This is a genomic window from Paenibacillus sp. YN15, from assembly GCF_003285005.1.
Lineage (GTDB): Bacteria > Bacillota > Bacilli > Paenibacillales > NBRC-103111 > Paenibacillus_AR.
Genome location: NZ_QMFA01000019.1, coordinates 81,578 through 107,511, shown reverse-complemented (window position 1 = coordinate 107,511; position 25,934 = coordinate 81,578). Strand labels below are relative to the sequence as shown.

The window sequence follows — 25,934 nt, the reverse complement described above, 5'->3', positions numbered from 1 at the left end:
GCATATGCCAAAAGGCTTTAAATCCGGGTTTGTGGCCATTATTGGGCGCCCCAATGTGGGCAAATCCACCCTGTTGAACCGGGTGGTGGGTCAGAAGGTAGCCATTATGTCGGACAAACCCCAGACCACCCGCAACAAAATTCACGGCGTGTATACCACCGACACCGCCCAGATCGTCTTCTTGGACACACCGGGCATTCATAAGCCCCAGTCCAAGCTGGGCAATTATATGATGCAGGTGGCGGAGGGCACCTTAAACGAGGTGGACGCCATCCTCTTTCTGGTGGATGTCAGCGAAGGGTTGGGCGGCGGAGACCGGTATATTATCGAACGGCTGAAGCAGGTCAAAACTCCCGTTATTCTGGTGATGAACAAAATTGACAAGGTGCAGCCGGAAGAGCTGCTGCCGATCATCGTGCAATACAAGGACTTGTACCCCTTTGCCGAAATCGTGCCCATCTCCGCCAAGCAAGGCACCAGCGTCAACATTCTGCTGGAGCAGGCGGTGCGCTACTTGGACGAGGGGCCCATGTATTATCCCGCGGACCAGGTAACGGACCATCCGGAGCAATTCGTGTGCGCCGAGCTGGTGCGGGAAAAAATCCTGAATCTGACCCGGGAGGAAATTCCCCATTCCATCGCCGTCACCATCGAGGATATGAAGGTGCAGCAGAATGGCCTGGTGCATATCTCCGCTGTCATCTTCGTGGAGCGGGACTCGCAGAAGGGCATCATCATTGGCAAAAACGGCGCGCTGCTCAAGGAAATCGGCAGGCTGGCCAGATTGGATATCGAGAAGCTGCTGGGCAACAAATGCTTCCTGGAGCTGTGGGTCAAGGTGAAAAAGGATTGGCGCAACCAGGACCGGGTGCTGAAGGACCTGGGCTTCCGGCACGACTAAGGAGCTGACGGCAAATAGGGCGTGTCTGATAACTCCAAGGGGAACAGATTTTGGCGAATTTTCGTTCCAGGCAAGGCACTTTTGCGTGAGTTCACCGGGGGGGGGACATCAAGCAAAGGTAACGAAGCAAGGGGCGAAAAGGCGGTGAAAGATGCCTCAAGCGGGTTTTCAGACACGGCCTGGCTAATGCGAATAAATGCATGGAGTCCTCTCATTTTTAAGTGGCAGAGGAGAGGACATTCCATCCTCACATTCCTAAAATTGTGATCAGGAGGTGAGAGGAGTGGATTGGAACATCCGGCTGAACCGGGCCATTGATTATATTGAGCTGGCGAACCGCTTCTAACGGCGATGGAAGCCTTTATTTCGGCGAAAATGCCGCTTGAGAAAATCTAACGGCGGCCACAGCCGCTATGTGGGCCAAAAGCCCCGTCGCAAGCCCATTTTTGGCCCAATAAGGGCTCCTGCTTCCGTTAGATTTCGCAACCCCTCTTTTTGGGGCAAATAGAGGCTCTCACCGCCGTTAGGGAAGGGTGGAGAGCCAACCAGCAAAGCGGAGTGAGCGAAAAGGGGTTTTGGGGTTAAGGGGTTTGGTTTGAAGTCCGGCCGGGCGAAGCGGAAGCGGCCGGAGAGCGAACCAGCAAAGCGATGTGAGCGAAGGGTTTGAGGTTTTGGGTTTAGGGGGTTAAGGTTTAAACCGTGAGCTTCATGCGGCAGCGTGAGGCGGCTCCCCCTCCATCGTCCCTCTCACCCGGCCACCGCTGCACCACCACGGGCATCACGCGGCGAAGAACGCCAAACCTCCAGCGTGTTCCCGCCCTCAAGACCGGTTGCCCCGCCAACAAAGGGGGCAATCGGTCTTCCAGGGGAACGGAAGCGCTCCTGCCACCCACCCCCCATCGAAGACGGCCCACCCGGGACGAACCGCACCCTTGCCGGGGTCTTGGGGCGGCAGCGCCCAAGTCTCCCCCCTTTGGCGAAAGGGGGAAGGGGGGATTCGACCCCCTGCCAGTACTTGCTTCGGATAGATTCACCCCTTTTCTCCTATCCTACATATGTGGGGCAATTCACAGACTGTAGGAGGGGATGGTACAGATGAGAGACTTCTCTTGGAACTATTTTTCGATGACGGGAGATGTGAATGCGTACCTGCTGTACAAGGAGATGCTGATGCCTGCGGAAAGCACGTTGCCGGTGGAGGAGCCGCAGGAGCAGGAAGAGGGAGAAGCGGTGGTCTAACACGGGGCAGCCAAGCGTTAGGAGCTGAGGCCCATGCTGTATAAGGTAGAAGGAATTGTCGCCCGGAGCATGGACTACGGGGAAGGGCATAAGATTATATCGGTATATACCCGGGAAGCCGGAAAAATGAGCGTGATGGCCCGGGGGGCCAAGAAGCTGAAGAGTCGCCATGGGGCTGTCACGCAGCTTTTTACATACGGAGAGTTTGTCATCTACAAAAATGCGCACATGGGGACCCTGAACGCAGCGGAAATTACCGACTCCTTCCACAAGCTCCGGGAGGATCTGATGAAGGGGGCGTATGCCGCCTATATAGCGGAAATGGTGGAGAAGCTCACCGGGGAAATGGAGCCCAACGCCCCGCTGTTCGAGCAGCTGTTGGCCGCGTTAAGGGGCATCGCCGACGATAAGCCGCCCCATATCATTGCCCACATTATGGAGATGAACATGCTGGTGCTGTCCGGTTACATGCCGGAGCTGGATCAATGCGTCTCCTGCGGCAGCAAGGAGGGGGAAATGGCCTTGAGCATTGCGGCGGGAGGGATTCTTTGCCCGCGCTGCCGGGCCAGGGACCCCCAGGCCATCATCCTGGGACCGGGTACCCTGAAGCTGCTCCGCCTGTTCCGCAGCATGGATTTGCGGCGCTTGGGGGGAATTGACGTCAAGCCTGTCACGGAAGCGCAATTAAAGCGCTGTATGCGCGGGATGATGGACATGTATGTGGAAACCAAGTGGAAATCCCGCAGCTTTCTCGACCAGATGGACAAATACGGCATCGAATAATGGGGTTTGACAGGAAAGCGTGAATTTGTTACGATTCTGGCCGATGCCGCTTTCAAATAAAGGGTGGAACCGTGAATGACGCGGCTCCTGTTCCTGTGCTTGGCAGCTTGCCGGCAGACGCAGGAGCGGGAGCTTTTTTAGGCTTTAGTTAAGCGAAAGGGAGGGTGATCAACCTTGTCCAATAGGAGAAAAGTCCAGTATGTCTATGTGGTTTCCGATTCTGCCGGGGAAACGGGGGAATCCGTGGTCAGAGCGGCCATTGTCCAGTTTCTGCCGACTGTCATTGAATTGAAGCGCCGGCCTTTTATACATACGCCCGAAGGCATCGACCAGATTATCAAGGATGCCGCTTCCTGCGGCGGCGTGATTGTGTTCACGCTGGTGATACCCCAGCTCCGCGACTACCTGCTGGAGCGGGCCACCCAAAGCCAGGTCATCTGCATTGATCTGTTGGGCCCCATTATCACCAGTCTGGAAAAAGCGCTGGACCAGCGCTCCCGCCACGAACCCGGAATCATCCATAGGCTGGATGAGCATTATTTCCGCAAGGTGGAGGCAGTGGAATTCGCCGTAAGATACGACGACGGCCGGGACCCCACCGGCGTGATCAAGGCGGATATTGTCCTGGCGGGGGTTTCCCGCACGTCGAAGACGCCGTTGGCCATGTTTCTGGCCCACAAAAGCTACAAGGTCGCCAATGTTCCCCTGGTGCCGGAACTGGTGCCGCCCCGGGAGCTGTTCACCGTCAATCCAAGCAAAATTGTCGGCCTTACCATCACCCCGGAAAAGCTGAACGAAATCCGCAAGGAGCGGCTGAAGGCGCTGGGACTGGGCGAGGAGGCCATCTATGCCAAGGTGCAGCGGATCAATGAGGAGCTGGCTCATGCCCAGGCGATCATGAAGAAGCTGGGGTGTATGGTCATCGATGTCTCCAACAAAGCGGTGGAGGAAACGGCGGGGATTATCATGGAACGAATTCCGCTCCGTTAGTCAAGCTTTTTTGTGGTGCAGGCAGGATTTTTTATTTCCCCATCGTATATAATATTACGGAAGTGCTGCCAATCCTAAAGGCGGTGAGAGAGTTGAGCATGGCGCTTGCCATTGTCGTTGACGCCGACGCGTGTCCCGTGAAGCAGGAGATTATTCAGGCTGCCCGCCGGTTTCAAGCCCATGTGCTGATGGTGGCGTCTCTGGATCACCGGCTCGCGGAGGAGCCCGGCGTAACTGTTGTGCAGGTAGACCGGTCGGATCAGTCGGCAGATTTGTATATTGCCAATCATCTGGCGCCCGGCAACATTCTGGTGACGCAGGATTTTGGTTTGGCGACCATCGGCTTGGCCAAGCGCGCTTTTGTGCTTTCCAACCGGGGGCAGGAATACACGGATGAAAATATCGATTTTCTGCTGGAAAGCCGCCATGAGCACGCCAAAAAACGAAGAAGCGGACATTACGGCAAAGGACCTAAGCCTTTTACCGCACAGGACCGGGAACGATTTCTACATTCTTTGACAAAACTTTTGCAATCCTTGCAGGAAAATAAACCGGGAGAGCGAATAAGTAATACTTGTCAATTGGAATGAAGGTGGTTATGCTTTGAACCGACGTATCCCCGATGAGGTGATCGAGGCTGTTCTGAAGGCTTACGATATTGTGGACGTAGTAGGCCGTCATGTGCATTTGTCGAAGCAGGGCCATTATCTCAAGGGACTGTGCCCGTTCCATTCGGAGAAATCCCCGTCATTTACCGTTACGCCGGAGAAGCAGATTTATCACTGCTTCGGCTGCCACGCGGGAGGCAATGCCATCCACTTTATTATGGGAGTGGAGGGGCTAAGCTTCGGCGAAGCGGTGCGGCAGATGGCGGAGGAGGCGCATATCCCGGTGGACTGGGCTCCGGTAACGCCGGAGCAGACCAAGGAGCAGGCGGAAGCCAAGGCACTCTATGACGCCTACGAGTTTACGGCGAAGTTCTATAATTACATTATGCTGAACACGGAGCAAGGCAAACAGGCGCTGGATTATTTGCGGAGCCGGGGGATGAATGACCGCATCATTGAAACCTTCCAACTGGGGTATTCCCCCAACATGAGGGACAAGCTTGCGGAAATTCTCGAAAAGCGGGGCTTTGACCCGGCGTTGATGGAGAAGGGCGGCCTGCTTTCCCACCGGGAAGGGTCGGGCTATTACGACAAATTCCGCGACCGGATCATGTTTCCCATCCATGACCAGAAGGGGCGGATTATTGCCTTCGGCGGGCGGGCCATGGGGGACATTCAGCCTAAGTATATGAATAGTCCGGAATCCCCTCTCTTTAACAAAAGCCGCAACTTTTACAATTTCCACCAAGCCCGGCCCCAGATCCGCAAGTCGCGCACAGTGGTGCTGCTGGAGGGGTATGTGGATGCCATTAAGGTGTGGGAAGCCGGCATTCAGAACGGGGTGGCGTCCATGGGCACGGCCCTGACCCGGGAGCATGCCCAACTGCTGAGACGCAATGCGGATGAAGCCCTGGTTTGCTACGACGGGGACGCAGCCGGACAGGCAGCAGCCTTTAAGAGCATTGAGCTCCTGGAGAAGGAAGGCTTCCACGTGAAGGTAGCCTGGCTGCCGGGGGGGCAGGACCCCGACGAGTACATTACCCAGCACGGCGGAGAGCGGTTCCGCCGGGAGATTATTGAAGGCGCGCTGACGGCAACCAAGTTCAAGCTGCAATACATCCGCAAAAATTTCAATCTGACGGATGTGGACGGGCGCTTCCGGTACATTGAAGCCGCCTTGAGGCTGGTGGCGGAGCTGGACGCTCCGTATCAGCGGGAGCATTATATCCAGGAGCTGGCGGCGGAATTCCCCTATGCGGCGGACAATCTGACCCAGCAGATGAACGGATACCGGCAGGAACTTCTGAAAAAACGGGAGCCTGGGGATAATCCGGACAATTCGTGGAATAATATTAGGAATAATGGAAACAACAGGAATAAAGTATCTGTTCTTCCCGCCCATGAGCATGCAGAGATAGCCCTGCTTGCAGCTATGCTTAATGACCGGGAGGCGGCCCTGAAGGTCCAGGAGGAGCTGGGAGACGGGTTTGCCACAGAGCTTCACGCGGCTCTTGCCGCTTATTTATATGCCTATTATGCACAAGGCAATGAGCCGGACATCAGCAAATTTATGGCGGGACTGGAGGACGAGACGCTGGAACGTGCGGCAGCCTCGTTGTCCATGACCGATCCGCAGCCCGCTTTGCGGGCGCTTCCCGATTACATCGGCTATCTGAAGCTTTATCCGCGGCTGCAGCAGCTGGAGAAGGAACGCGCGGAAGCCGAAGGCCTGCATGACCCGCTGGAAGCGGCGCGGCGGCTGGGCGGTATTGTGCAAGACATCGCAAGAGTGAAAAAAGATATTCAGGCCCTAGAAAAGCAATTGAACTCGTTCAAAGGTTATTGACGCGAATGATTCTAGGGAGGAGGGAGTAGGAGAAATGGCGAACGATCAACACACGGAGCTCGAGTCAGAACTAACCTTGGACCAGGTGAAGGAACAGCTGATTGAACTGGGCAAAAAGCGCTCATCACTTACGTATAAGGACATCATGGAACGCCTGTCGCCCTTCGATCAGGACCCGGAACAAATAGACGATTTCTTCGAGCAGCTCTCCGAACTGGGCATTGAGGTAGGCAATGAATCCGAAGAGGACGACATGCCGCCTCTGTCCCACGACGATCAGGAGCATGATGAATTTAATTTCGACGATGACCTGTCCCTTCCCCCGGGCATCAAGATCAATGACCCTGTCCGGATGTATCTGAAGGAAATCGGCCGCGTGCCGCTGCTCTCCGCAGAAGATGAGGTCGGTTTGGCCAAACGGATCGAAAACGGCGACGAAGAAGCCAAACGCCGGCTGGCGGAAGCCAATCTCCGGCTGGTGGTCAGCATTGCCAAGCGGTATGTTGGCCGCGGCATGCTGTTCCTGGACCTCATTCAGGAAGGGAACATGGGCTTGATCAAAGCCGTGGAAAAGTTTGACCATACCAAGGGTTACAAGTTCAGCACCTATGCCACTTGGTGGATTCGCCAGGCGATTACCCGGGCTATAGCCGACCAGGCTAGAACCATCCGGATACCGGTACATATGGTGGAGACCATCAATAAGCTGATCCGCGTTTCCCGGCAGCTTCTGCAGGAGCTGGGACGCGAGCCCACCCCGGAGGAAATTGCCAAGGAGATGGAGCTGTCCACGGATAAGGTGAGGGAGATTATGAAGATCGCCCAGGAGCCGGTTTCCCTGGAAACGCCCATCGGCGAGGAAGACGACTCCCATCTGGGAGACTTCATCGAGGATCAGGAGGCTCTGGCTCCGGCGGATGCAGCCGCTTATGAGCTTCTGAAGGAACAGCTGGAGGATGTGCTGGACACCCTTACCGAGCGGGAGGAAAATGTGCTTCGGCTCCGGTTCGGTCTGGATGACGGACGGACACGGACCCTGGAGGAAGTGGGCAAGGTCTTCGGCGTTACCCGTGAGCGGATTCGCCAGATTGAAGCCAAGGCGCTGCGCAAGCTCCGCCATCCCAGTCGCAGCAAACGGCTGAAGGATTTCCTGGAATAGAAGCTGATGTTGGCCCTGCCTGAAGCGGCGGGGCTTTCTTTGTAGAGTACACTGCATTTTCGTAAAAAAATTGCCTTCGGGAGCCGATATAAGGTAAAGATTGTATCAGGAATCGGCTGGGGTGATGGAAGATGGATCAGGACAAGGTTCAGATTATAGTGGCGGAAATCGATAAATGGCGGAGAAGCAAGCTTCTGCCGGAGCATTATTGCGATTTTCTGCTGAATTTGTATATGGATGACCGGGAAGTGGAAGGCCCCACCGTAATGGGCATTTCGCAAAAGGCGGTCAGCAACAGCAACTGGAAAACCTGGCTTGCAGTTATTGGGATAACGGGAATCATTTCCTTTATTGGACTTCATTTTACATCTTTTTCATTCTGGATGCAAACCGGGGTTCTTGGGCTGCTGGCAGCGACCCTGTACCTGCTGGGCGCGGCCCAGCGGGTGAAGCAGCCTTTTGTGTCCTGTCTTTGCTTCGGAGGCGCTTCAGGAATCATCTTGCTCGGCGGCATCTATCTTCTGAATGTGAGGGAGGCAGGCAGTGTGCCGCTGGTTTTTGTAGTGGCCCTCTGCGGCATGCTCTGGATTTTGACGGGCATTGCCGCCCAATTTCCGGTGTTTCATTTTGCCGGATGGATTGTCCTGCTCTTGATTTACGCCTTTGTTTTGCGGCACAATATAACGGATATCGACTGGATCGGAGTGGAGCTCTCCTGGGTTCCCCTCAGTCTGGTGCTGTGCTGGCTGGCCTGGCTGCTCCATCATGTGAATAAGCAGATTTCCGCCGTATTGTTTCTGACCGGTGTGCTGTGCTGGTTCGGAGGGGAGCTGTACGGCTTTATCTGGACCAATCTGGATGATGCCGTCCTGCAGCTCCTGTTGGGCGCGAAGCTTGCCGTCGGCGGCGGTGTACTGTTCGCTTTGCGAAAAAAATGGGTAGAGTGGGTTATGTAGATGATACTATTGTCAAAACGCCTGGGGGCGATTGCCGCCCAGGTGAAGCCGGGCAGCCGTCTGGCGGATATTGGCTCGGACCATGCGCTTTTGCCGGCGTTTCTGGCTCTTAACGGCAGGATTGCCCGCGGCATTGCCGGGGAGCTGAACAAAGGGCCGCTCACGGCGGCCAAACGCCAAATTGCCGCAGCAGGCCTGGGCAGCCTTGTGGAGGCCCGCCAAGGCAACGGTTTGGATGTGCTGGACCCGGGGGAAGCGGATACCGTAACCATTGCCGGCATGGGCGGCGCCCTGATCGCCGAGATTCTGGAGGCAGGGCGTGTCAAGGGCAAGCTCAGCGGTGTGCGCCATCTGATCCTCCAGCCCAATGTGGGCGAGCAACTGGTCCGGATCTGGCTGCGGCAGAACGGCTGGCTTTTGGTTGGCGAGGAGATTTTGGAGGAAGACGGCAAAATTTATGAAATTCTGTCCGCTTATCCTGCGATTGAGGTAGAGGATGGAGCCGCGGCGGAGGCGGATTTGTACCGGGAGCGGGAGCTGGCGGGATTCGGTGTTCTGGGCGAAGCGGATTGGCTGGCCTTCGGACCGTATCTCTTGAAGCAAGCGGAGCCGGTATTCCTGGAAAAGTGGCGGCGGGAAACTGCCAAGCTGGAGCGGGTGGCCCGGTCCATGGCCGGCTCGGAGCTGGAGGAGGCCCGGCAAAAGCGCTTGAAGGTCCTGGAGGAGATCAAGAGACTGAAGGAGCTGACGGCATGTTTGCAAAAGGACAAACCGTTATTCAACTGATGGAGGAGCTGGCGCCCAAGCATTATGCCCAGCCCGAGGACAGCATCGGCTTGCAATTGGGCTCCCTGCAAAAGGAGATCCGCAAGGTGCTGGTGGCGCTGGATGTAACCCATGAGGTGGTGGACGAGGCCATCCGCGAGGGGGCTGAGCTTATTATTGCCCACCATGCCATCATGTACCGGCCCATCGCCCATTTGCGCACGGATACCCCTGCAGGCAGCTTGTACGCCAAGCTGATCAAGCATGATATCGCCGTTTATATCGCCCATACCAATCTGGATGTGGCCGAGGGCGGGGTCAATGATCTTTTGGCCGAAGCGCTGGGACTGGAAGGGCTGACTCATCTGGAGGAGGTCCACACGGAAAAGCTGAAGAAGCTGGTGGTGTTTGTGCCCAAGGACCATCACGGGAAGGTGCAGCAGGCTGTGTTCGGAGCGGGGGCCGGATGGATCGGCAAATACAGCAACTGCTCCTTTAACATCGAAGGCAAGGGAACCTTCCTGCCTCAAGAGGGGGCGGAGCCGTTTATCGGGGAAGCCGGCCAACTGGAGCAGGTGGAGGAAATCCGTCTGGAAACCATTGTCCCGGAAAGTGTGGAAAAGCGGGTGGTAACCGCCATGCTGAAGGCCCATCCCTATGAAGAGGTGGCTTATGACCTGTATCCCATGGATCTGAAGGGGCGCGCCTTCGGTCTGGGCCGGATAGGCAAGCTGCCGCAGGGCTCCACCCTGGGCGAGCTTGCAGAGCGGGTGAAGCAGGCATTTGGCGTGGCTGCCCTGCGGCTTGTGGGAGACCCGGACCGGCAGGTCCGCAAAATTGCGGTGCTGGGAGGCAGCGGAGGCCGCTACATCCGCCATGCCCTGTTTGCGGGCGCGGATGTGTTGATTACGGGGGATGTGGACTACCATGCGGCTCATGACGCGCTGGCAGCGGGGCTGGCGGTTATTGATCCCGGCCATAATGTGGAGAAGATCATGAAGCCGGGAGTAGCCGATTTCCTGAACCGGCGGTTCCAGGAGAAGAAATGGGATACAGTGGCGGTTCCGTCATCGGTGGATACGGAGGTTTTCCGGTTCGTATAGCGGCGGTTTGCCATATCAGCCGGGCTGTCCGCATAGAATGATGGCGGGCCTTTTGCCCGATTCCAGCAGGATGGAGGTTGTTCCGATGCGGTACTTTGAACGGACGAACCGGATGGCCCATATTCTTTTTGCCGCTGCCGGGCTGTGCTTTATCATCTCCTTGGGAATTTTCTTCAAAGGTGCAGTGTCCGACCAGATTTTTGAGTTCAGCAACGGCAACTTTGTCAAGAACGGGATTTTATTTGCCATGTTCTTTTTGTCCGCGGTATTTTCCCTGGTGCTCGGGATTGTGTTGAAGTGCATCGTACGGGATGCCAAGGAGGAACTGGACAATATCGGGCATGCGGCGCAGTCCGGGAGCAACAAGCTGCAGGGGTGAATGCGGAGGACGCTGGGGCAGCTGCTGCATGGCGGGACTTAACCGGCGGGAGCGGGAATTCCTAACGGCGGTGAGCGCCGCTATTCCGCTGAAGAAAGCCTGACGGAAAATCTAACGGCGGCCAGCTCCGCTATTTCGGGCCTGCGGGCTTGAAAGGGCCTGTTTTCCGGCATATAGCGGCGCTTGCTTCCGTTAGATTTTTAAACGGCTGCTTTTGAGCCGGATAAGGGCCGTGGCTTCTGTTAGAACTGGTCCGGCACTGGCGGACCCTGCCATTGGCTGCTGCTGCAAAATTCTGCGGGTTGTATTTCGGCGGCTAAGCCTGTATACTACAGAATGCAACGGAAAGTTTGACAGACAATCGCCGGCGGCTTTAAGCCGCGGGAGGAAAGTCCGGGCTCCACAGGGCAGGATGCTGGATAACGTCCAGTCAGCGCGAGTTGAAGGATAGTGCCACAGAAACGGACCGCCGATGGCGCCGCTTCTTCGGAAGCGGACCGCACAGGCAAGGGTGGAACCGTGGTGTAAGAGACCACGAGGGGCTATGGTGACATAGCGCCTGGTAAACCCCATCCGGAGCAAGACCTAGAGGAACGCGAGGGGCTTCGCGCCCCAGCCTTAGCCCGAGGCGCGTTCGGGTTGGTCGCTTGAGCCGTGCAGCAATGTACGGCCTAGATAGATGATTGTCGCCTCATTGGTGGGAGGGTAATCCCCGTTATCACCACCCGAGGTACAGAACCCGGCTTACGGCAAACTTTCCATTGATGCGAAGAATCCGGAAACGGTTTTCGGCGATGCAGCCGGGAGCCGTTTCTTTTTTTCAGGCGAGAGACGGTAGGGTTGGTTTCATCTATTTATTGCCGAAAGAAAAAAATTTTTTTATAATGATCCTCATCGGAACAAAAATGAATTTTACCCTATCCCACGCACTAGGCGGTGAAGACTGTGAAAGCCCGTTCTCCAAACAGCGGCCTGGCGCGGATACAGGCAGTATACAAGGATCTCCCTCCCAAGGTTAGAGCGGTGGCCGACCATATTTTGGCCCAGCCCCAGGATGTGGTCCATCTGTCCATTACCGAGCTGGCGGAGGTCACCCAATGCGCTGAGGCAACTATTTTCCGGTTATGCCGCCTGATTGGCATGAAGGGCTACCAGGAGCTGAAGATTTCCCTGGCCGGGGAAATGGTGGAGCAGCCCGTGCAGAACATCCATGAGGAGGTGCTGCCGGAGGACGACATGGCCCAGGTGGCCCGCAAGGTGTTTACCTCCAATATTATCGGGATTACGGACACGCTCCAGCTTCTGGATACGGAGTCCTTAAACGCGGCGGTCCGGCTTCTGAACGGGGCCCGGAACGTGTGCATCTACGCTGTGGGAGGCTCTGCGCCCATCGCCATGGACGCCTACCATAAGTTTATCCGGGCGGGAATCAGCTGCGTTATGCACTCCGATCCCCATCTGCAGCTGACCACGGCGGCCCTTTTGGGCCCGGAGAGCGTAGTGCTGGCCATCTCCCACTCGGGCAGCAGCAAGGATCTCATTGAGGTAGTGAAGGCGGCGGACAAAACCGGCGCCAAAATCATTGTTATCACCAGCTACACCAAATCCTCTTTGGCCCAGTTGGCGGATGTGAAGCTCTACAGCTCCACCCGGGAGACCTCCTTTCGGACGGAGGCCATCTCCGCGCGGATCGCCCAGCTGTGCATCATCGATACCCTGTACGTGGGGCTGTCTCTGGCCAGGCAGGAGGAAACGCTGGACAATCTGCAGAAAATCCGGGAGGTTATCTCCAGCAAACGCCTGTAAATCCGCAGGCGTTTTTTTGTCATATAAGGAAAGTATAAAATCCCGTGGTGGGGGCCGCCCTTTCCCATCCCATCTTGTCGCGTCGCGCTCTGCGAATCATCCTCTGACCTGGTTTGCAACCACGCAAGCCTGCGCCCTTGTAAACTGGGATTTGTCTTCCTTTTTTCGCATCGGCCAGGCAAGTTCGCTTCTGTTGCGGAACAGAGCGACTCTTATGGTGGTGAAGGCGGGAGTTTGGATAATCAGCGGAACTAAGAAACCGTTACATCCCTGATGCGGCGAAAATAGGGAGGAAATCAGGCGGCGGCGGGGAATAAGGGCTTCTTAGTTCCGTTTCAGAGGGGAATAAGCGGCAAAAGCCGCGATAAGAGTCGCTCAGTTCCGCTACGTTCTTCCGGGTGCGTAAGAACAGGTGTGAGCCAGGCCATTTCCCGGTGAACCATCGGCATATGAGGTTACGATAGAGGAAGGGCTGCGGAACATCTTTCGCGAAACCGTATGAAAAAAAGAAAAAAATTCACATTTTCGTTATTGAATAACGAAAAAAATTTTTTTATTATTGCAGTATGATCTGTTAGGAGGAGAAGCTATGAAAAACCGCATTTCGGAAATTGCTCCCTTCACCCGCGCTATCCTGAAAGCGCATCTGTGCTCCTGCGGAGTGGACTATAAAAGCCTCGACAAGCCTGTGATTGCCATCGCCAACTCCTGGAATGAAATTGTGCCGGGCCATGTGCATCTGCGCCAGCTGGCCGACCGTGTGAAGGAAGGAGTGGAAGCGGCGGGAGGAGTTGCCCTGGAATTCAACACTATCGCCGTATGCGATGGCATTGCCCAAGGCCACCAAGGAATGAAGTATTCCTTGCCCAGCCGGGAAACCATTGCCGACAGCGTGGAGATTATGGTCAACGGCCACGGGATTTTTGACGGAATGGTGGTGTTAAGCTCCTGCGACAAGATTGTGCCCGGCATGCTGATGGCCGCTGCCCGGCTTAACCTGCCCAGCCTTGTGGTGCTGGGAGGAGTGATGCCCAACCATATTAAGCCCAAGGAATCCAAAGCCGCCCGCCGCGCTTTTTTGGACGGCAAGCTGGATGAGCAAGGTCTGGTGGAGGTCACCAGCCAGTATTATCCCGGCCCCGGCGCCTGCCCCTTCCTGGGCACCGCCAATACGATGCAGGGCATGTCGGAGGCTCTAGGCATGTCTCTGCCGTACACCTCGTGGATGCAGGCCCTCTCCGATGAGCAGCTGGACGCCGCCGAGGAGGCGGGGCGACAGGCGGTTAAACTGGTGCGCCAAGGAATTACCCCCAGCAAGATTATGACCCAGGCCGCTTTTGAAAATGCCATTTCGGTGCTTCTGGCTATGGGCGGCTCGCTGAACGCCTGTCTGCACCTGCCGGCCATTGCCCATGAGCTGGGCATCACCCTGCCGCTGGACCTGTTCGACCAGATCAGCCGCAAGGTGCCTTTCCTGGCGGGGGTTACCCCCAATAATCAGGAGTACACCACCAATGACCTGCAGCGGGCGGGAGGGCTGCCGGCTTTGATGAAGGAGTTGGGCGGCCTGATCCGCGGGGAAGCCCTGACGGTTACCGGCCGCACCATCGGCGCCAATATTGCCGAGGCCCAGGTGACGGATCGGGATGTGATCCATTTTATCGGCTCGCCCATCGACAACGAAGGCGGTATCGCCGTGCTGAAGGGGAATTTGGCCGCCGACGGCTGTCTTATCAAGCAATCCGCTGTGGCTCCGGAGCTCCGGGAGTTCAGCGGCCCGGCTCGGGTGTTCAACTCCGAGGAGGAGTTTGACCACGCCTATGAGGAGGGGAAAATCCAGGAGGGCGACGCCGTCATCATCCGCTATGAAGGCCCCCGGGGCGGTCCCGGCATGCGGGAGCTTCACCGCTGCACCGAGATTCTGGGCAAGTTCAAGCGGGTGGCCCTGGTTACAGACGGCCGCTTCTCCGGCGCCAGCGCCGGCCTGTCCATTGGTTATGCCAGCCCCGAAGCTGCAGACGGCGGCACCATCGCCCTAGTGCAGGATGGAGACACCGTTGTGATTAACGTCCAGGAGCGGCTGATCCATCTGGAGGTTTCCGAAGAGGAGCTGGGGAGACGTGCCGAGCATCTGGAATATGTCAAGCAGGAGGCCAGCAAGCTGCTGCGGCTGTATGCCGCCAGCTCCTCCTCCGCGGCGTACGGGGCAGTCCGCAGAGTGAAGGAATAATCCGCCTGTTTTCCCGCCTCTTCTTCATACGCTGAAAAAGCCGCTTTCCCAACCTGATCCGAGTCAGGCGGGAAAGGCGGCTTTTTTGGTCTAGTCCTTCCGTAAGCGGCAAGGAAAATGATAGCGCATAACAAATGTATGCTATTTGCATAAAACCGATAAAATTCGCCAATTAGCGTACATAAAATGTATGCTAATGCCACTCAAGCTCCGTTAAATAGGCAAAATGGAGCGAATAGGATACATTTCATGATTGCTATTTGGGAAATTCGCCGGCGAATAAACGGTTAGCATACATTGTTTGGCGCTTACATCAGCTTGGCAGATTCACCTGTCTCTTACTGGGGCCAGGATCGGACCCGGCTGAAGGCAACACAAGCAAACCATAAGCAAACCAGAAGCAAACCACAAGCAGGCCACAAAGCCACAAAGCCACAAGCAAACCAAGCAAACCAAGCCAACCAAGCCAACCAAGCCAACCAAGCCAACCAAGCCAACCAAGCCAACCAAGCCAACCAAGCAAACCAAGCAAACCAAGCAAACCAAGCAAACCAAGCAAACCAGGCAAACCAAGCCAACCACAAGCAAGTCACAACGCAGCCTTCTTCCAAGCCAAAAAACGGGCACCCCTCCTGGGATGCCCGTTCTCTGTTCTGATTTGCTTGTTCATTCGGGGGCTCCTCCAAAAGTACCCGAATCGCTTCGGAGCTTCTTTTCGCTTTTGGGGGGGGTGGATGGCCTATCGAACGGGCGGAGCCCCTGTCCAGCGTTCCAACTGCCGGGACAGCCATTCCGGCAGATAGCTCAGGGAAATCCGGCTGGTATCGGCCATTTCCAGCGCCTTGACCACATCGATCAGCCCGTAGCCGAAGTATTTGTCCCTGCCCGGTTCGCCGATATCCGCTGCCGACTTGCGCATGATCTCCATCACCTCGGTGTTTTTCAGCAGCGGGTTGGCCGAGCGGATCAGGGCGGCCAGCGCGGAAACATGGGGGCTGGCCATGGAGGTGCCGGAGAGGGCGGCATACTGGTTGTCGGGATAGGTGCTGGGGATGCTGACGCCGGGAGCGGCCACATCAATGTAATTGCCGTAATTGGAAAAGCTGGCCTTGTCCTTCTTGGCGTCCGTCGCCGCTACCGCAAACACCTCTTCATATGCTGCAGGGTAGCCGGGCCGCTCCGTATTGTCATTGCCGCTGGCGGCAATCAGCACAACATCCTTGTCATAGGCATATTTGATGGCGTCATGCAGAAATTGCGCATCGGCATAGTTGCCCAGGCTTAAGTTGATGACCTTGGCCCCGTGATCCGCCGCCCAAATAATGCCCTGGGCTACCGCGTAGGTGCTGCCGGAGCCGGAGGCATCCAGCACCTTGACAGGCAGGATGGGGTTGTACCAGGTCATGCCCGCTACCCCTTCGTTGTTATTCACCAGCGCCGAGATGATGCCTGCAACGTGAGTGCCGTGGCCCACGTCATCCTGGGGAGGGGAGTTCTGGGCAACCACATTGGTTCCCTCCAGCAGGTTGTCCTTCAAATCGGGATGGTTCAGATCCACGCCCGTATCCACAACCGCCACCTTCACATCCTGGCTGCCCCGCCCGATATTCCAGCCCTGAAGGGTTTCGATAAGCGGCAGGTTCCATTGATACCGGGAATAGAGGGCATCATTGGGCACAGTTCCGTTCATGTCCAGGGCGCTGCGCTCGCCGCCTTCCGTTTCCTCCGCCGATTTGACAAACCGCAGCCTGTCATTGGTCAGATACAGATAATGGGGCTCCGCATACTCCACATTCCAATTCTTGAAGTATGCCATCATTTGCTGGGCCTCCATGTCGGAGGATTCAAACACATAGGTGTAGCCCAGCTTTTGGGCCGGTCCCGCATGAAGCTCACGGGCGATCCGCTGCAGGTCCTCGTCCGAAGGCGGGGTGGCGAATTTCACCACCACCTGGTTCTTGTGGTAGTGGCTGGTGCCTTCATTTTCCTCCGGATGGTCCACATTCACGTCCTGCAGGGTGTCCGTATCGACGGACTCGATCTTCCAGTTGCCTTCCGCCGGATACGGAACTACCCGGAGATTGCGGATCTGGTGCTCCTTCACCTTGTCCAAAATATGCTGGCGAACCAGCGCGGTCACCACGGAACGGCTGCCGCCGGGGTCCATGCCCGACATGACAAAATAGGTTCCATCAGGGGTATTGATGGCCGGGGACTGATATTCTCCGCCTTTGGCCGCCATATGGAGAGCCTTATCCAGCTCCGGCTGCGCCTCTGCCAGCACCTCCGGCGGAACATTCCCGGCGAGCATAGCGTCCATATGGGCGTCTTCCGGCCCCATGGTGAAATAGAGCCTTGCCATGTGGGGATGCTCCGCCTGCAGGGCAGCCAAACGCTCCCTGGCGGCGCCCGGTCCGCTTGCAGCCAGGTCCGCCGCCGCGATGCGCAGATCCACGGCGCACTGCTTCCGGCACAAGCCGTTGGTAGCCTCTACATCCTCCGCCACCTGCGATTGCTTGATGTTGAGCTCATGGGCCGGCGATACATTGCCCTCGTCCAGCTGCTGCTGCCTGATGCCCCTGTTCTCCTCCCGGGGAAACAGCAGCACTGCCAAAAGGGCCAGCGCCGCAATGGTTACAAGTTGTCTCCTCACTGCAATTCCTCCTTAGAGTTTTTGCGTCAGCAAAAACTGACTTCGTAAGCGTCCGCTCGAGTCTATGTGCATCGGCATGGCCGGGCGTAAATTTGAGTCCAAACTTAGGGTTGGAACCGGAGGGGCTTTTTATGCAGAAAAGGCGGCTTTTTGGATTCCGCTTCCCTGCCGTTTGTGGTACGATAGAGCTGGAAGACGCGCTGCCTCGCCATCCTTGGCAGTATTGACGGATTACCACTTAGGAGGACATTTTGTTATGCCCAATGACAACGTAAAAAATTTATGCGAAACCACCCGGGTAAAGCTCAAGGAAGCCATTGCCAAGATGGAGCTGTTCCTGAACCATCATTCCCTGGACCAACTGAACACCGATACCGATCCGGCCATGGAGGAGTTTTACCGGGCTTATCTCCAGGATACCCGGCATCTTCTGGTGTTTTCGGAGGTTGCCTACGAGAAGCTTGGCGTCAGTCTGCGCCGCCCCCAGTTCAATCTGGACTATTCCGAAAAGGTGCTGTACGACGTTTATCATAATTGCGTCAACAATTTCTTCTACCCCAAGAACGAATGCTACTCCGAGGACGGCCGTTATGCCTACACGGGCCAGGATGCCATCCGCTTCCGCAAGAAGCCCAGCCGCCTGGTCAGGGATCTGACCATCGAGCTGTCCAAGATTTTTGAGGAGCTGCGGGAGGACCTGACCTATTACGAAACCGACTACATTACCAAACGCCGTATGCAGGGCGAGAAGATATAAGCCTAGACTGAATGAATACGAATGAAAAGGGATGCCTCCGCGGCATCTTTTTTTTGTAGCCATTGGCGAAAATTAACGGAGCTTCAGCGGCGCCCTAAATTTGTTCCCGGGGCACACTGAGTTGGGGAGGTGATAACGATGCCCGACGTAAAATGTGCCGTTTCCAATTGCGCGTTTTGGAACAAAGGGAACAAATGCGGTGCCGACCGGATCATGATTGAAGTGGATCAGCACGCCAATGTCAAATTCGACGCCGAATTTGCGGGTGAGGGATTCGACACCGAACATCAGGACCATGCTTCGAATGGGAAAAATACCTGCTGCCACACCTTCAAGCCGAAATCTTAATTGTCCGGAGGCTCCGGCCATTCCGCTCTCAGCCGTCCGGCGGTCAGCAATGGCGTGGAGCCTCTCCCCAGGGGAGGAGGCCAACGAGAGATGGATGTTGAGAATGATTGGGACTTGGAAGAACCCAAACGGGTGAAGGATTCCAATTCCGCCGATACTTCCATAGACGATGATGAGGAGTTCAGCGAGGAGCTGGCTGCCGGAGGCGCGGCAGGGGAAGCTGATCCGCCCATTGATTCGGTCCACAGAGCCATCGAGGACTCGTACATGGAATTCAGCGGTGAATTGGGGCCGGGACAGGCGTTTTCCTCCGGGATGGCACCGCGGCTGGGACAGTGGACCGACCGGGAGCGGATTCCGGCAACGGATGCCGGATCGGGGGAAGAAGGCAAGGGCAAGAACCGGGTAAGCGCCTGGATTGCCATCATTCTGGCCATCGGCTCCTTAATGTTCTGGCCCGCCGTGCTGGGACCCGCTGCGGTGGTGATGGGCGTTATCGCCTACGCTGCCGGGAACAAATCCGTGGGTGTATGGTCTGTTGCATTGGGATTATTATCGGTTATCGCTTATTACGTCCTGCTACCGCGATTATATTAGGCTAGTCCTCAAGCCTCTCCGGGCGATCCGGAGAGGCTTTGGGCGTCTGGACCCATTCGGAGCCTAATATCTGAGGTACTCAGCTGCCGTCAGAAGCAATTTACCCGGACTCACGATCCGTTATTTGCCGCATTTGCGTCATTCCGGGATTTTCGCGGACCGACATTCCGTTATTGAACTCCAATTACCCTCCAATCGGCCATTTTCCTCTGCATAACGGAACCTCTGTCCGCATAAGTGGAGAAGCCCGATTTTTTTGCAAAATAACGGAATCTGAGTCCGATCAAATGCCGCCCCTTTCGGCATCAAAGGCGAACCCGGCCTGCCTAAACTCCTCCCGTTACACTCCAGTCAGTCCCAAATGGAATCACACTGTTCCGGAGTACCTCCGGTAGAAGATACTCCTCCTAAGACAATGGAAAGCGTTTTCCTCCTCTATATGCGCGCAGTCAAGCTGCTCATTCGATTTGCGGGAAAGACGAACGTTCGGATTTTGTCAAGGGTAAAACCAGGTGAAAAATCCTCGTTTCACGAACATTTGAAACTTGTTTGAACCCTAAAGTTTTGTATTGACATTATTTCTAACATAAAGCACAATGAAAATGAGATAAACGCTGGTCAAAACCGAACGAATGTTAAAATTGCTTTCATCGGTGATTTTTCAGGGGGAATCGGGTTTTGATGGAATAAGAAGGGGCGAACCGGTGAAACCCGGGTTATTCGTTCGTTTCTAACTACGAGGAGGAGAACCATGAAGAGAAAGAGTTTTTTGAAGCTCGGTCTGGCTGCGGCACTGAGCCTGACCACCATCCTGGCCGGCTGCGGCGAGAAAAAAGAAGAGGGCGCATCCAACGCTTCAACTGTAACGCCTGCTACAGCCGCATCGGCGGTTGCATCCACCGGAATCAAGAATCCCCGGGTATCCTTTGTTTACATCGGGCCTCCCGGCGACGGCGGCTACACCTACCAGCATGACCAAGGCCGCCTCTATATGGAGAAGGAGCTGGGCATCAAGGCCAAGGCCGTTGAGAACGTGCCGGAAAGCGCCGACGCCGAGCGGATTATCACCCAGCTGGCCCAAGAATCCGATATCGTGTTCACCACCAGCTTCGGTTACATGGATTACACCCTGAACGTGGCCAAGAAATTCCCCAAGGTGAAGTTCTTCCACTGTTCCGGCTACAAAACCTCCGATAACATGAGCACCTACTTCGGCAAGAACTATCAGGCCAGCTACCTGTCCGGCATCGCCGCAGGCAAAGCCACCAAGAAGAACCTGATCGGCTATGTGGGCGCGTTCCCCATTCCCGAGGTTATCTATAACATCAACGCCTACACTCTGGGCGCCCAAAGCGTAAACCCGGCCGTTAAGGTAATGGTCGTATGGTCCAACACCTGGTATGATCCGGCTACCGAGAAGCAAGCCGCCATCTCCCTCTTGGACAAGGGTGCTGACGTGCTGATGGCTTACCAGGACTCCCCGGCTACCATTCAGGCCGCCCAAGAGCGCGGCGCCTTCGCAGGCGGCAACGACTCCGACATGTCCCGCTTTGCTCCCGACAACTACCTGACCAACCCGGTTTGGAACTGGGGCCCGTATTATGTGAAGGCTGTTAAATCCGTTATCGACGGCACCTTCAAATCCGAGCAATATTCCGGCGACATGAAGGACAACACCGTAGCCCTGGCTCCTTTCGGCAACAAGGTTTCCGACGAAACCAAGAAGCTCATCGCCGACAAGCAAAAAGCGATTGTTGACGGCACCTTCGATGTATTCACCGGCCCGATTCTGGACCAATCCGGCGCAACCAAGGTAGCAGACGGCAAGAAGCTTACTCTCGATGAAGTTCTCGGCATGAACTGGTTTGTAAAAGGTATAGACGGTACTATTCCGAAGTGATAAGATTTGTGTAAATTTTAGAAAAACGCATAATGGGGAGGGCTCCAACCGGAGTCTTCCCCATGTGTATGAACTTTCAAGGGGGCCAAAATCGGTATGCTGGACCAGGCAGTCGAGATGAAACGGATAGTAAAACGGTTCGGTTCGGTGCTCGCAAACGATCAAGTCGATTTTTCGGCATCTGTCGGTGAGATTCATGCGCTTCTGGGCGAGAATGGGGCCGGCAAAAGCACGATGATGAGCATGCTGTCAGGAGTTTACCGCGCTGATGAGGGCGACATTATCATTCGCGGGAGGCCGGTGAAAATCCGCTCCCCCAAGGATGCGGCCGCATTGGGCGTGGGGATGGTATTTCAGAATTTCAGGCTTGTTCACACGCTGACAGCGGCGGAGAACATCGTGCTTGGCGAAAAGGCGTCTTTTTGGCGCGGCACGAAATGGATGAAGGCCAAATGCAAGGAAATTGAAGAGCTGGCGGAGCATTTTGGACTTGCGTTCCCGGTGGACCGCCCCATCTGGCAGCTGTCCGTAGGCGAGCAGCAGCGGGTGGAGATTGTGAAGACCCTGTACCGTGGGGCCAATATCATTATTCTGGATGAACCCACCTCGGTATTGACTCCCGGCGAGGCGGAGCAGCTGTTTGCCACCCTGATCCGCATGAAGCAGGAGGGCAAAACCGTCATTATTACTACACATAAGATGAAGGAAGTGCTGGCCGTATCCGACCGGATTTCCGTTATGCGCAAGGGACGGATGATCGCCACCCTGAATACGGCAGACACCAACGAGCGGGAATTGGCCCAGCTGATGGTGGGCCGGGAGATCACTATTGTGCGTCAGCCCCGCACCCCGACCAAGGGCAAACGGCTGCTTGAGGTGAAGAACCTGAACGTATTTGCCGAGCATGGGCGCAAGGCGCTGGACCATCTGTCCCTGAATGTCCGTGAAGGCGAGATTGTCGGCATCGCAGGCGTAGCCGGGAACGGGCAGAAGGAGCTGGCCGAGGTGCTGACCGGCCTGCACCCGTGGCGGGATGGTGAAATAAGCTTTGACGGCAAGCGGGTAAAAGGCGCTTCTGTAAGAGGGGCCATTGACGCTGGCATTGCCCATGTTCCCGAAAACCGGATGAAAAGCGGCCTTGCCGGCCGTTTGGGCTCCGTGGATAATCTGCTGTTCAAATCGTACCGTACGCCTGAGCATTCTGTTTTCGGCATGCTCCGCTCTGTGAAAAACCGCATTTGGTCCCAGTCCCTGGTGGAGAATTTCGATGTGCAGACGGCTTCCTTGGACGCCCCTGTCCAGCAGTTGTCCGGCGGCAACCAGCAGAAGCTGCTGTTCGCCCGGGAAATCAGCCACCGCCCGAAGCTGATGGTGGCTGTTCACCCCACTCAGGGTTTGGACGTAGGCGCAACGGAAGGTGTGCATAAGCTTCTGATGGAGCTGCGGCAATCCGGCAGCGGCGTGCTGCTGATTTCTGAGGATCTGGACGAGCTTCTGCAGCTGTCCGACCGGATTCTGGTTATCTACAACGGCCAGATCATCGGGGAGCAAACCTTCGAGGAAGCGAATCGGGAGCAAATCGGCATGCTGATGGCCGGTATCAAACACGAGAAAGGGGCTGCCGTATGAGCCGGCAAGGCATCGCCGACACCGCTGCGGTGAAGGAGAAGAAAGGCTTTTCATATCGCTTCCAGCTGGATATGTCCATTATTAAGACCCCGTGGTGGGCTCCCGTGGTGTCCATTATTTTGGCGCTGGCGGCCTGTGCCGTGTTTATTGCGGCCAACGGAATGAACCCGCTTACCGTCTATGCCAAAATGTTTAGCGGCGCCTTCGGCTCCAGCTACGGCTTTACCGAAACCTTGGTGAAGGCCATTCCCCTTCTGCTGTGCGGCCTGGGCATTGCCGTGGCGTACCGGATTTCCGTTTGGAACATCGGAGCCGAGGGCCAATTTGTGGCCGGCGCCATGGCCGCCACTGCCGTCACCATTTACATGCCCGGCGTGGCCGGCTATGTGGCGATACCGGTTATGGTGATCGCCAGTATTGTGGCAGGCGGCGTATGGGGCTTGCTTACAGCGCTGCCCAAGGTTTACTTTCAGGTCAATGAGCTTATTACTTCATTAATGTTGAACTACGTTGCGCTGCTGGCTATGGACTATGTGGTTTTCGGTCCGTGGAAGGACCCCAAGGGCTTCAACTTTCCCGGCTCTCCCGTGTTTACGGACGCTCAATCCCTGCCGGTGCTGGGGACAACACGGCTCCACTTCGGCCTGGTTTTCGGACTGATTGCGGTACTGGTTTATTTCCTGATGGTCAAATACACCAAATGGGGCTATGAGCTCCGTCTCATCGGCGCCAATCCCAATGCGGCCAAATATGCCGGCATCCACATCAAACGCCATATTCTCATTGTGATGCTGATCAGCGGTGGATTGGCGGGTCTCGCCGGTATGTCCGAGGTATCCGGCGTCACTCACAAGCTGATGCAGGGCATCTCCCCGGGCTATGGCTATACCGCCATTATTGTGGCCTGGCTGGCCAAGCTGAATCCCCTGGGCATCGTGGTTTCGTCGGTGCTGTTCGGCGCTTTGATCGTCGGCGGCTACAGCGTGCAGACCATCGGACTGCCCTCATCCATATCGGATATGCTGCAGGGGGCGATTCTGTTTTTCCTGATCGCCGGCGACATGCTGGTCCGGTTCCGCTTGCGGAAAAACTAAGGAGGCTTTAGACAAGCATATGAACGACTTCAACCTGTACAGCTTTTCCGTTCAATTGCTGGTGGCGGCAGTATCCGCCGGCACTCCGCTTCTTTTGGCCACGCTGGGGGGGATTCTTAACGAACGGGCGGGCATTATCCAGCTTGGCGCCGAAGGCATCATGCTCATGGGCGCTGTGGTAACCTGTCTGGTGTACATCCGCACCGGCAGTCTGGCTTTGACTTTGATTTCTGCGGTAGCAGTAACGGCGCTGCTTGGTGTGCTGCACGCTTTCCTGACAGTGACGCTGCGGGCCAACCACGCCATGACCGGCTTGGCCATGACCCTGTTCGGCAGCGGCCTAAGCGCGTATCTGGGCAAGTCCATCAGCGGCCAGCCTCTGCCGGGAAAAGCGCCTTTTGTGAACCTGACCTTTCTGGAGCCGGTTCCGGTGATCGGCGAGCTGTTCGCCCATATGGATGTGCTCACCTGGTTCAGCATTTTCCTGGTGATTGTGCTTCATCTGCTGATCCATTACACCTCCCTGGGGCTTCACCTGAAGGCTATCGGCGACAGCCCGGCCACAGCCGACGTGATGGGCATCCGGGTGCAGCTGTCCCGGTATCTGTACGTCATCAGCGGCACGGCGCTGATCGGCTTGGCCGGGGCGGACCTGATTCTGGCCTATACCCCCAGTTGGACAGAGGGGATGACATCCGGCAAGGGCTGGATTGCCGTGGCGCTGATTATCTTCGCCAGATGGAATCCGCTGCGGGCCTTGTTCTGCGCGTATCTGTTCGGGGCGCTGGATTCCCTGGGCTTCCGGATTCAGCTCACGGGGAGCACCATCCCGGTTTATTTTCTCAAAATGATTCCTTACGTGGTGACCATCCTGGTGCTGATGTACCTGGGCTGGCGCAACCGCAACAAGCCTTCCGGCACGCCGGAGGCTTTGGGTGTCCCGTATGTCCGGGAGCAGCGGTTTTAATAACACGGAACAGACCCGGCTGATTTGGTTCAGCGGGTCTGTTTTTTTTGGTGAATGTTTACACGGGGGCTCCCCCAAAAGTATTGGGAGTTTGCTTCGTAGCATCTCGTCACTTTTGGGGGATTATTACTTGGCCCGGGTTTTGAACATGGCGTACAGCTGCAGTCCAGCCAGAACGGCGGTGTCGGTAAGGGAGGCGGCGAAGGCCAGGGCAATCCATTTTTGGTTGTGCAGCAGGTAATACATCAGAAGATGCCCGGCCAGCAGGATCAAAAAGGCGATCAGCAAATTGATTTCCTTCAGGAATTTCAGCAGTTTTCCCAGCATTGGCGGCTCCTTATATGCTTTTGGACTTATTTTCCAATAGTCTGCCCTAAGCCCATAGACCTGATTCATGGAAATTTGCTATATTTCCAGTAGATTAGACAATCCAAACAAGGTACAATAATGGAAAGCAAGGCGCAACTTTACAACCGGGGAGCGAATAGTCATGTCGATTGATCCTTCCGTGCTCAAACAGCTTCTGTCCCTTCAGATGCTTCAGGGTACGGATACGCTGACAGGCAGCGGCCAAACAAACGGAACAGGAACGGATTTTTCCGAGCTGCTCCAGCTTTTGCTGGGCGATTCTGCTGCGCAATCCTCCAGCCATAAGGTGATCCCTGCCGCAGAGCTGCTGGCGCGAGGAAAATGGAGCTCGGCTTACCCCGGCAATGTTGCCGTAAGCGGCCAGTTTTCAAGCAAGTCGGCGCCTGCCGATTATGAAGAGCCCATTCAGGCGGCCAGCCGCCGCCACGGTGTGGAAGCCAGTCTGGTGAAGGCGGTTATTGAGGCGGAGTCGGGTTATGACAGCAATGCCGTGTCCAAGGCGGGAGCCAAAGGGTTGATGCAATTGATGGATGCAACCGGCCAAGGTTTGGGCGTTGCCAATCCCTTCGATGCGGCTCAGAATATTGAAGGCGGCACACGGTATTTATCCAATCTGCTCCGCAAGTACAACGGCAACGAGGCGGTGGCATTAGCCGCATACAATGCCGGTCCGGGCAGAGTGGACAAGCTGGGCATCAGGAATGATGCCGACCTGTACGCCAAACTGGGGCAATTGCCCAAGGAAACCCAAGCCTACGTATCCAAGGTGTTGGGCTATAAAGCGCAGTACGAAGCATAGAACAGCCTCCGGCCCGATCTGGGGCTGGTATTTTGGCGCAGGCTGTACTACCATAG

The 25,934-nt window shown here is 56.1% G+C and carries 23 protein-coding genes and 1 other RNA gene; 22 read left to right on the top strand and 2 right to left on the bottom strand.

All coding sequences use genetic code 11. The features are described from left to right. The first annotated feature begins 4 nt into the window (after positions 1-4). From era to ilvD, 14 genes are all read left to right on the top strand, one after another. Positions 5-901, top strand: a complete 897-nt coding sequence (gene era, locus DQG13_RS16470) for a GTPase Era (RefSeq protein ID WP_113020879.1) — start codon at positions 5-7, stop codon at positions 899-901. Between the two features lie 1,095 nt (positions 902-1,996). Beyond that, the gene (locus DQG13_RS16465) at positions 1,997-2,140 is read left to right on the top strand and encodes a YqzL family protein (protein ID WP_113020878.1); all 144 of its coding nucleotides are present in this window, start codon (positions 1,997-1,999) and stop codon (positions 2,138-2,140) included. A 33-nt stretch (positions 2,141-2,173) separates the two neighbouring features. Then, complete coding sequence (gene recO / locus DQG13_RS16460; protein WP_113020877.1) at positions 2,174-2,923, top strand: DNA repair protein RecO; 750 nt, start codon at positions 2,174-2,176, stop codon at positions 2,921-2,923. A gap of 174 nt (positions 2,924-3,097) precedes the next feature. Next, the gene (locus DQG13_RS16455; protein ID WP_113020876.1) at positions 3,098-3,913 is read left to right on the top strand and encodes a pyruvate, water dikinase regulatory protein; all 816 of its coding nucleotides are present in this window, start codon (positions 3,098-3,100) and stop codon (positions 3,911-3,913) included. 98 nt (positions 3,914-4,011) lie between these two features. Then, positions 4,012-4,503 (top strand): YaiI/YqxD family protein, encoded by a 492-nt coding sequence (locus tag DQG13_RS16450; protein WP_113020900.1) that lies wholly within the window; start codon positions 4,012-4,014, stop codon positions 4,501-4,503. Between the two features lie 13 nt (positions 4,504-4,516). After that, the gene (dnaG, locus tag DQG13_RS16445; protein WP_113020875.1) at positions 4,517-6,367 is read left to right on the top strand and encodes a DNA primase; all 1,851 of its coding nucleotides are present in this window, start codon (positions 4,517-4,519) and stop codon (positions 6,365-6,367) included. Positions 6,368-6,401: 34 nt separating this feature from the next. Next, entirely contained in the window at positions 6,402-7,526 is a 1,125-nt protein-coding gene (gene rpoD, locus DQG13_RS16440; protein ID WP_113020874.1) for an RNA polymerase sigma factor RpoD, read from the top strand. 131 nt (positions 7,527-7,657) lie between these two features. After that, positions 7,658-8,482, top strand: a complete 825-nt coding sequence (locus DQG13_RS16435; protein WP_113020873.1) for a hypothetical protein — start codon at positions 7,658-7,660, stop codon at positions 8,480-8,482. Continuing rightward, positions 8,483-9,268 (top strand): tRNA (adenine(22)-N(1))-methyltransferase, encoded by a 786-nt coding sequence (locus tag DQG13_RS16430; protein WP_113020872.1) that lies wholly within the window; start codon positions 8,483-8,485, stop codon positions 9,266-9,268. Then, a complete protein-coding gene (locus tag DQG13_RS16425; RefSeq protein WP_113020871.1) occupies positions 9,235-10,350 on the top strand; it encodes a Nif3-like dinuclear metal center hexameric protein in 1,116 nt (371 codons plus the stop codon). Before DQG13_RS16430 ends, DQG13_RS16425 begins: the two co-directional genes overlap by 34 nt. Before the next feature lie 85 nt (positions 10,351-10,435). After that, positions 10,436-10,729 (top strand): hypothetical protein, encoded by a 294-nt coding sequence (locus tag DQG13_RS16420; protein ID WP_113020870.1) that lies wholly within the window; start codon positions 10,436-10,438, stop codon positions 10,727-10,729. Between the two features lie 345 nt (positions 10,730-11,074). After that, an RNA gene (rnpB, locus tag DQG13_RS16415) (RNase P RNA component class A) lies at positions 11,075-11,491 on the top strand. A 183-nt stretch (positions 11,492-11,674) separates the two neighbouring features. Further along, positions 11,675-12,535 carry a MurR/RpiR family transcriptional regulator gene (locus DQG13_RS16410; protein WP_113020869.1) on the top strand — a complete coding sequence of 287 codons (861 nt, stop codon included), beginning with the start codon at positions 11,675-11,677 and terminating at the stop codon, positions 12,533-12,535. A 589-nt stretch (positions 12,536-13,124) separates the two neighbouring features. Next, the gene (ilvD, locus tag DQG13_RS16405) at positions 13,125-14,765 is read left to right on the top strand and encodes a dihydroxy-acid dehydratase (protein WP_113020868.1); all 1,641 of its coding nucleotides are present in this window, start codon (positions 13,125-13,127) and stop codon (positions 14,763-14,765) included. Positions 14,766-15,504: 739 nt separating this feature from the next. Here ilvD and DQG13_RS16395 read toward each other — a convergent pair. After that, complete coding sequence (locus tag DQG13_RS16395) at positions 15,505-17,418, bottom strand: S8 family peptidase (RefSeq protein WP_113020867.1); 1,914 nt, start codon at positions 17,416-17,418, stop codon at positions 15,505-15,507. 256 nt (positions 17,419-17,674) lie between these two features. On the opposite strand from DQG13_RS16395, the gene DQG13_RS16390 reads away from it, so the two are divergent. The 7 genes from DQG13_RS16390 to DQG13_RS16360 all read left to right on the top strand — a co-directional run bounded on the left by DQG13_RS16390 (position 17,675) and on the right by DQG13_RS16360 (position 24,710). Continuing rightward, positions 17,675-18,175 (top strand): YpuI family protein, encoded by a 501-nt coding sequence (locus tag DQG13_RS16390; RefSeq protein WP_113020866.1) that lies wholly within the window; start codon positions 17,675-17,677, stop codon positions 18,173-18,175. 138 nt (positions 18,176-18,313) lie between these two features. Beyond that, positions 18,314-18,523 (top strand): DUF1540 domain-containing protein, encoded by a 210-nt coding sequence (locus DQG13_RS16385; protein WP_113020865.1) that lies wholly within the window; start codon positions 18,314-18,316, stop codon positions 18,521-18,523. Positions 18,524-18,613: 90 nt separating this feature from the next. Continuing rightward, on the top strand, positions 18,614-19,120 hold the full coding sequence (locus DQG13_RS16380; RefSeq protein WP_113020864.1) for a hypothetical protein: 507 nt from the start codon (positions 18,614-18,616) through the stop codon (positions 19,118-19,120). A gap of 751 nt (positions 19,121-19,871) precedes the next feature. Further along, complete coding sequence (locus DQG13_RS16375; RefSeq protein WP_113020863.1) at positions 19,872-21,020, top strand: BMP family ABC transporter substrate-binding protein; 1,149 nt, start codon at positions 19,872-19,874, stop codon at positions 21,018-21,020. A 96-nt stretch (positions 21,021-21,116) separates the two neighbouring features. Next, the gene (locus DQG13_RS16370; protein ID WP_113020862.1) at positions 21,117-22,649 is read left to right on the top strand and encodes an ABC transporter ATP-binding protein; all 1,533 of its coding nucleotides are present in this window, start codon (positions 21,117-21,119) and stop codon (positions 22,647-22,649) included. Further along, on the top strand, positions 22,646-23,743 hold the full coding sequence (locus tag DQG13_RS16365; protein WP_113020861.1) for an ABC transporter permease: 1,098 nt from the start codon (positions 22,646-22,648) through the stop codon (positions 23,741-23,743). Before DQG13_RS16370 ends, DQG13_RS16365 begins: the two co-directional genes overlap by 4 nt. A gap of 19 nt (positions 23,744-23,762) precedes the next feature. Beyond that, positions 23,763-24,710, top strand: a complete 948-nt coding sequence (locus tag DQG13_RS16360) for an ABC transporter permease (RefSeq protein WP_113020860.1) — start codon at positions 23,763-23,765, stop codon at positions 24,708-24,710. Positions 24,711-24,836: 126 nt separating this feature from the next. Here the strand turns inward: DQG13_RS16360 and DQG13_RS16355 are convergent, their stop codons facing one another. Next, entirely contained in the window at positions 24,837-25,037 is a 201-nt protein-coding gene (locus tag DQG13_RS16355; RefSeq protein ID WP_113020859.1) for a hypothetical protein, read from the bottom strand. Positions 25,038-25,200: 163 nt separating this feature from the next. On the opposite strand from DQG13_RS16355, the gene DQG13_RS16350 reads away from it, so the two are divergent. Then, positions 25,201-25,878, top strand: a complete 678-nt coding sequence (locus DQG13_RS16350) for a lytic transglycosylase domain-containing protein (protein ID WP_113020858.1) — start codon at positions 25,201-25,203, stop codon at positions 25,876-25,878. The last annotated feature ends 56 nt before the right edge of the window (positions 25,879-25,934 follow it).

Bases quoted from the DNA above. Each gene is read 5' to 3' on its own strand.
- era (WP_113020879.1), top strand. From the start codon at position 5: ATGCCAAAAGGCTTTAAATCCGGGTTTGTGGCCATTATTGGGCGCCCC.
- DQG13_RS16465 (WP_113020878.1), top strand. From the start codon at position 1,997: ATGAGAGACTTCTCTTGGAACTATTTTTCGATGACGGGAGATGTGAAT.
- recO (WP_113020877.1), top strand. From the start codon at position 2,174: ATGCTGTATAAGGTAGAAGGAATTGTCGCCCGGAGCATGGACTACGGG.
- DQG13_RS16450 (WP_113020900.1), top strand. From the start codon at position 4,012: ATGGCGCTTGCCATTGTCGTTGACGCCGACGCGTGTCCCGTGAAGCAG.
- rpoD (WP_113020874.1), top strand. From the start codon at position 6,402: ATGGCGAACGATCAACACACGGAGCTCGAGTCAGAACTAACCTTGGAC.
- DQG13_RS16435 (WP_113020873.1), top strand. From the start codon at position 7,658: ATGGATCAGGACAAGGTTCAGATTATAGTGGCGGAAATCGATAAATGG.
- DQG13_RS16430 (WP_113020872.1), top strand. From the start codon at position 8,483: ATGATACTATTGTCAAAACGCCTGGGGGCGATTGCCGCCCAGGTGAAG.
- DQG13_RS16425 (WP_113020871.1), top strand. From the start codon at position 9,235: ATGTTTGCAAAAGGACAAACCGTTATTCAACTGATGGAGGAGCTGGCG.
- DQG13_RS16420 (WP_113020870.1), top strand. From the start codon at position 10,436: ATGCGGTACTTTGAACGGACGAACCGGATGGCCCATATTCTTTTTGCC.
- ilvD (WP_113020868.1), top strand. From the start codon at position 13,125: ATGAAAAACCGCATTTCGGAAATTGCTCCCTTCACCCGCGCTATCCTG.
- DQG13_RS16390 (WP_113020866.1), top strand. From the start codon at position 17,675: ATGCCCAATGACAACGTAAAAAATTTATGCGAAACCACCCGGGTAAAG.
- DQG13_RS16385 (WP_113020865.1), top strand. From the start codon at position 18,314: ATGCCCGACGTAAAATGTGCCGTTTCCAATTGCGCGTTTTGGAACAAA.
- DQG13_RS16380 (WP_113020864.1), top strand. From the start codon at position 18,614: ATGGATGTTGAGAATGATTGGGACTTGGAAGAACCCAAACGGGTGAAG.
- DQG13_RS16375 (WP_113020863.1), top strand. From the start codon at position 19,872: ATGAAGAGAAAGAGTTTTTTGAAGCTCGGTCTGGCTGCGGCACTGAGC.
- DQG13_RS16370 (WP_113020862.1), top strand. From the start codon at position 21,117: ATGCTGGACCAGGCAGTCGAGATGAAACGGATAGTAAAACGGTTCGGT.
- DQG13_RS16365 (WP_113020861.1), top strand. From the start codon at position 22,646: ATGAGCCGGCAAGGCATCGCCGACACCGCTGCGGTGAAGGAGAAGAAA.
- DQG13_RS16360 (WP_113020860.1), top strand. From the start codon at position 23,763: ATGAACGACTTCAACCTGTACAGCTTTTCCGTTCAATTGCTGGTGGCG.
- DQG13_RS16355 (WP_113020859.1), bottom strand. From the start codon at position 25,037: ATGCTGGGAAAACTGCTGAAATTCCTGAAGGAAATCAATTTGCTGATC.
- DQG13_RS16350 (WP_113020858.1), top strand. From the start codon at position 25,201: ATGTCGATTGATCCTTCCGTGCTCAAACAGCTTCTGTCCCTTCAGATG.